Source organism: Bacillus sp. UNC437CL72CviS29, from assembly GCF_000482345.1.
GTDB classification, from domain to species: domain Bacteria; phylum Bacillota; class Bacilli; order Bacillales; family Bacillaceae_G; genus Bacillus_A; species Bacillus_A arachidis.
In genome coordinates this window covers 84209-90208 of the sequence record NZ_AXVB01000021.1, presented here as the reverse complement: position 1 = coordinate 90208, position 6000 = coordinate 84209, and the positions used below count along the sequence as shown (strand labels likewise).

The window sequence follows — 6000 nt, the reverse complement described above, 5'->3', positions numbered from 1 at the left end:
CAAGAAGAAGGAAAAAGGGAGGAACATTGGTGGATAGATGGTGTTGTTAAATATCACAGAACAATTTCAACATTAATTAATACTCTTATAGACAACGGTCTTGTAATTGAGAAAATTATTGAGCCAGAGTCAACTCCAACAGGATTAGAAAAAATGCCAGAATTAATAAATGAAAAACGGAGACCATCTTCTATTATCATTAAATCAAGAAAATATTGAGATTGAACCCTCGTTGATTAACTACTGGCTTTATTTTTAAAAAAGAGTAAAATCTTTTTCTAATTTTAAAAATAAGATTGTAAAGAAATACACTTAAAGTAACGGGTGCTTTAAGTGAGCAAGAAACTAAAAACTTTTAATTTCCGCTTTCGGAAATTATGTAAATGAGCTATCCATATGGATGGCTTATTTTTTTTGCTTAGCATGTTTTTTTCCGAAATGCTGGCGATGCCCCATCGCTAGTAAGCTAAAATTTTATAGTACCCCCAGAACGAAATTTTGTGTTAACTTGTAACAAAAAGCTCATTTTTTCGTTTTAGGTTAATTCTGAATTCTTAAATTGATGGGCATGTATGGTGACCCCTAACAGCATAAAATACAATTCCGCTAGAAATATAAGCGCTATATTCTCTTTTGTTTTATCTTTGCACCAGAACCTAATTTTCCATAATAAAGATGACATAATTCTAAATCCTAAAGGGAAAATTTTATTAATGAATAACTTTATGTAGTAAATTTTATAAAAAGAAAAGGTGATGGAATGGAATTATCTAACGAAAGCAAAACTTATCATGCTGGAGATATTGTCTATGTTTTTTATCGCAATCCCCACACTCAGGATGTAGCAAATATACAAGCCGCAGCTGTTGTAAATAACCCTAATACTCCTAATGAATTAGCATTGTTTCTTTATGAAACTTATTATCCACTTTCACTTGAAATGGCTGTTTATTCTACAGAAGAAGAGGCAAACCAAGCTTACAACTACTATTATGGGGATGCTTCAGTGGGGAGGCTAGAATGAATAATCCATTTATGCCTAAACTTGTATACTTTGAACCCAAAGCACTGGATTATCCATTAGGGAGAGAGCTTCATGAAAAATTTGCAAAGATGGATGTAGAGATTCGGCATACTACTTCTCATAATCAAGTGAGAGATCTCCCAGGAGAAAACGATTTTCAAAAGTATCGGGTAGCAAAATCTACTCTTGTCGTGGGCGTTAGAAAAACACTAAAATTTGATACCTCAAAGCCTTCAGCAGAGTATGCTATTCCGTTTGCAACAGGCTGTATGGGCCATTGTCATTATTGCTATTTACAAACAACAATGGGAAGTAAGCCATATATCCGTACCTATGTAAATGTAGACGAAATTCTAGAAGCTGCTGACAAATATATAGAGGCACGTGCACCTGAACTGACAAGGTTTGAAGCCTCCTGTACATCCGATATTGTGGGAATTGATCATTTGACTCATACCCTCAAACGCGCAATTGAGCATTTTGGAGAATCCGAGTATGGAAAATTGAGGTTTGTTACAAAATTTCATCATGTAGATCATTTACTTGATGCAAAGCATAATGGAAAAACAAGATTTCGGTTTAGTGTAAACGCTGATTATGTTATTAAAAATTTTGAGCCAGGAACTTCGCCACTAGCTAAAAGGATTGAGGCAGCTGGAAAGGTAGCAAGATCAGGATATCCCCTCGGATTTATTGTTGCTCCTATTTATCTTCATGAAGGCTGGAAAGATGGATACTATCAGATGTTTGAGCGTCTTAATGCTGAATTACCCCCTGATGCACGTGATGATATCACGTTTGAATTTATTCAACATCGTTTTACAAAGCCCGCTAAGAGAGTGATTGAAAAAAATTACCCAATGACAAAATTGGAATTAGATGAAGAAAAAAGAAGATATAAATGGGGAAAATACGGAATTGGAAAATATATTTATCAAAAAGAAGAAGAAGAAGATATAAAAAATTATCTATATTCTTATATGGAGAAGTTCTTTCCCAATGCAAAATTAGAATATTTCACATAGAATGTATACGTGCATAAAAAAATTAGAGATTCAGGAATTAATGTACTTAATGATATAATACACATTTATAGGTATTATAATGAATAAGGAGAAACAATATTTTCAAATATTAAATTTAAAATTAAGAATTTAGAATGTAAATATTTCGGCCAGACCAACAGTGACAGGAATTATACAACGGTTATTGCAAAAAGAATTTATTTTCACAACACATAATCCAAACGACAAAAGATCGCACCTAATATTCCTAACAGAGAAAACAAAAAACTTGAGTAGAATTAGCACACGCTCAAGTTTTTTGTTTTTATTTATTGTGTAAGAAGAGTAACACATAAACTCGAGAAATTTATTCCCCAATCCATGATGATATTCTTATTACTGCTTTAACTCTTGCATACATTCTTGTACAAGAGTAACTGCCTGACTTATAGTAGCACCACCACCAAATGCAGCTGTCACTCCCACTGCCTCAAAGATCTCCTGTTCTGAAGCTCCTTGATCTAGACACCCTTTAATGTGATAAATGATACAATATTCATCCTGAGAATAAAGGCTAATACCTAAAGCAATTAGCTGTTTTTGCTTTTTGGATAAGGTGCCTTCTTTAAAGCATTCCTCTGTAAAAGAATTAAATTGTTCAGCTAGCTTAGGCATTTTCTCAGTAAATAAACCCAAACCATACTTATAATGATGAAGTGCAGATTCTGTAGAGTTTCTACCTTCAAATTCCATATTTAATCCAGCTCCATTTCTCATATATTTAAACAAAAGTTAGTATGAACCTAATCCGAATTGATTAAACCTAATGGAGGAATTAATTAAAAGTTTATCGAAATGAATTGTGATCAATTAAAAAGAGAGTATTGTAGAAAAAATAATTAAGAAGCAATCATAATGACTTACTTAGTCCGTTCCAATAAAAATCAACAATTTGTTGTGCTAAATCTTCTATATCAGGGATAAGGGGATTTTGATCAACATCTTTGTAGTCTCCAACGTATAGCAAAGCGACAAAGGCGTGAGCACTTAAAAGCGTGTGCCTTTTAGGGATTTCCCCTTCTTGTATCGCTTTATCTATAGTTTGTGCCAATACTTCATACATTTTATCTTCTGCATCTTGCATTTGTTTTAAGTGCTTATCAGACAAGGAAATCTTTGCATCCCTCATAAAGCTTTTTATATCAATGTCCATTGTAGCGGTTAAATGAATTTTTGCAACATCAAGTAAGCGCTCTTTAAGAGGCTTATTTGATGAAAGAATCCTATACATGTTTTCTCTAATTCGAACCATCATTTGAACCATTGTATCAGTAAAAAGATCAGCCTTAGTAGCATAATAATAGTAAACAGTTGCCTTTGTTACATCACATTCTTTAGCAACATCATCCATAGAAACAATTTGATATCCTTTATTTAAAAATAATTTTGTAGCAATGTTTACAATTTTATCTTTTGTAGATATAGTATTTTTATTTTGACGTGGTCTTCCCAAGGGACGCTGTTTGTGTTCCAATTCTATTCGCTCCTGACTTTTCAGAGTTAAAAACATTATAGCATATTCATATAATAGTTCTTGATTAATTAACTGACTAGTATATATAATTACTGCAAAAGTTTAGTTAGAAAGGTGGATATTTATGAAAAAGCATCCTCTATATACTTGGGGACAATTGGTTGGGGGACCAAAAGCAAGGTGGATTACTCTTTTAGTATGGGTCTTATTAACCCTGGTTTTATCATTTACATGGCCAGCAGTTAATAAAGTTGAAGATGAGACGGCTCCAAACCTTCCTGAAAACACTATGTCACAACAAGCTAATCGTTTAATTAAACAGGAGTTTCCTAATGATGCTGGAAACCCCGCGCTTATCGTTTGGCATAGAGACAAGGGTTTAGAAGCGAATGACTTTAAGACAATTCAAGATACTTACAAACAGCTAAAGAAAACACCATTAAAAGGTCAATCAATGTTACCGCCATTTGATACAATACCACAGCAAACATTAGCAAAGAGTGTTTCAGAAGATGGTACGTCTCTAGTAACTCCTGTATTTTTTAACACAACAGCAGGGACAGATATTCTTCAAGAGAATATGAATGAATTGCAGCGTATTATAAAGGATACTTTGGCAGATGATCCTTTTAAAAGAAAAATTTCTGATTCTGGTCTGCATGTTCGTCTATCAGGACCAGTTGGTATTCAGACTGATGCAGTAAGCTTATTCAGTCAGGCTGATGTAAAATTACTTATTGCAACAGTACTACTTGTTTTAGTTTTACTTATTCTTCTGTATCGCTCACCACTTTTAGCAATCTTACCTTTAATTGTAGTTGGGTTTGCTTACGGGGTAATTAGTCCAACTTTAGGATTTTTAGCAGATAAAGGATTGATTATTGCTGATGCACAAGGAATTTCAATTATGACTGTACTTTTGTTTGGAGCTGGTACCGATTATTGTTTATTTCTTATTTCAAGATATAGAGAGTTTTTATTAGTAGAACAAAATAAATTTAAAGCTCTGCAACTTGCTATCAAAGAATCGGGTGGGGCAATTATCATGAGTGCTCTTACAGTAGTAGTTGGATTAGGTACTCTTTTACTTGCTCATATTGGTTCTTTCCATAGATTTGCAGTACCATTTAGTGTTGCTGTATTCCTAATGGGGGTTGCCTCATTGACGCTTTTACCCGCATTACTAGCTATTTTGGGGAGAGTAGCATTTTTCCCATTCATTCCAAAAACAATAGAAATAAATGAAGAATATGCTAAGAAAAAAAAGAAAACAATTAAGTTAAAGGAGTTGAATGGGTTCTTAAGTAAAAAACTTGGAGATCTTGTTATTCGTAAACCATGGACAATTATCCTGTTAACACTATTCTTATTAGGTGGGTTGGCTTCATTTGTTCCACGTGTCCAATTTACGTATGATTTATTAGAATCATTTCCAAAAAATATGCCTTCACGTGAAGGATTTGATTTAATCTCTAATCATTTTTCACCTGGTGAGTTAGCACCTGTACAAATTGTTGTTGATACAAAAGGAAAAGATGTATCTGTCAAAGAAGAATTAACAAAAATTTCTTTTGTAGATCAAGTAACAGAACCAGTAAAAGGAAAACTGAATAATCAATTACAATTGTTTGAAGTTTCAATAAAAGATAATCCGTATTCTATTGAGGGGATGAATAAAATCCCTGAGTTAAGAAAAAGTTTAGAACAGGTAATGAAAAGTGCTGAAATAAGTGATGCTAATAATCACATATGGATTGGAGGAGAAACGGCTACATTATACGATACGAAACAGACAACTGAACGTGATCAAAATGTGATTATTCCTGTTATGATTGGTATTATCGCATTATTATTACTTGTATATTTACGTTCTGTTGTGGCGATGATCTACTTAATTGTAACAGTGATATTATCATTCTTCTCTGCATTAGGGGCAGGATGGTTACTACTTCACTATGGTATGGATGCGCCTGCAATACAAGGGGCGATTCCTCTATATGCATTTGTGTTCTTGGTAGCATTAGGAGAGGACTATAACATATTTATGGTTTCTGAAATATGGAAAAACAAAAGTAGCCAGCCACACCTTGAAGCAGTCAAAAACGGGGTGGTTCAAACAGGTAGCGTTATTACGTCTGCTGGTTTAATCTTAGCAGGAACGTTTGCTGTTTTAGCTTCACTACCAATCCAAGTACTTGTTCAATTTGGTATTGTTACAGCAATTGGAGTACTATTAGATACATTCATTGTAAGACCACTTCTTGTCCCTGCCATTACAGTGGTTCTAGGACGATTAGCATTTTGGCCAGGTAAACTTTGGAGAAAAAAAGAAAGAACAAAAGTAGGTGCTTGATAATATTATAAAATTAAAAAACCAAGGAAAATTAATTTCCCTTGGTTTTTTATTAGAAATAATATATATATAATAAAAGTAGTAT

5 protein-coding genes and 2 pseudogenes are annotated in these 6000 nt (G+C 33.5%); 5 read left to right on the top strand and 2 right to left on the bottom strand.

Annotated elements, in window-relative coordinates:
* From M014_RS0116340 to M014_RS28520, 4 genes and pseudogenes are all read left to right on the top strand, one after another.
* Nucleotides 1–219: pseudogene (locus M014_RS0116340) on the top strand (SAM-dependent methyltransferase); the annotation flags it as partial.
* Nucleotides 220–760: 541 nt separating this feature from the next.
* Nucleotides 761–1024, top strand: coding sequence for a transcriptional regulator SplA domain-containing protein (locus tag M014_RS0116335; protein WP_026592698.1), 264 nt, complete (start codon nt 761–763; stop codon nt 1022–1024).
* Complete coding sequence (gene splB, locus M014_RS0116330) at nt 1021–2049, top strand: spore photoproduct lyase (RefSeq protein ID WP_026592697.1); 1029 nt, start codon at nt 1021–1023, stop codon at nt 2047–2049. Before M014_RS0116335 ends, splB begins: the two co-directional genes overlap by 4 nt.
* Nucleotides 2050–2191: 142 nt before the next feature.
* Nucleotides 2192–2320 (top strand): annotated as a pseudogene (locus M014_RS28520) (MarR family transcriptional regulator); the annotation flags it as partial.
* 104 nt (nt 2321–2424) lie between these two features.
* Here M014_RS28520 and M014_RS0116325 read toward each other — a convergent pair.
* Both M014_RS0116325 and M014_RS0116320 read right to left on the bottom strand, forming a co-directional pair.
* The gene (locus M014_RS0116325; protein WP_026592696.1) at nt 2425–2781 is read right to left on the bottom strand and encodes a carboxymuconolactone decarboxylase family protein; all 357 of its coding nucleotides are present in this window, start codon (nt 2779–2781) and stop codon (nt 2425–2427) included.
* Between the two features lie 157 nt (nt 2782–2938).
* Entirely contained in the window at nt 2939–3562 is a 624-nt protein-coding gene (locus M014_RS0116320; RefSeq protein WP_026592695.1) for a TetR/AcrR family transcriptional regulator, read from the bottom strand.
* 124 nt (nt 3563–3686) lie between these two features.
* Between M014_RS0116320 and M014_RS0116315 the strand changes: the two genes are divergently transcribed.
* Nucleotides 3687–5915 (top strand): MMPL family transporter, encoded by a 2229-nt coding sequence (locus M014_RS0116315; RefSeq protein ID WP_026592694.1) that lies wholly within the window; start codon nt 3687–3689, stop codon nt 5913–5915.
* Nucleotides 5916–6000: the final 85 nt, after the last annotated feature.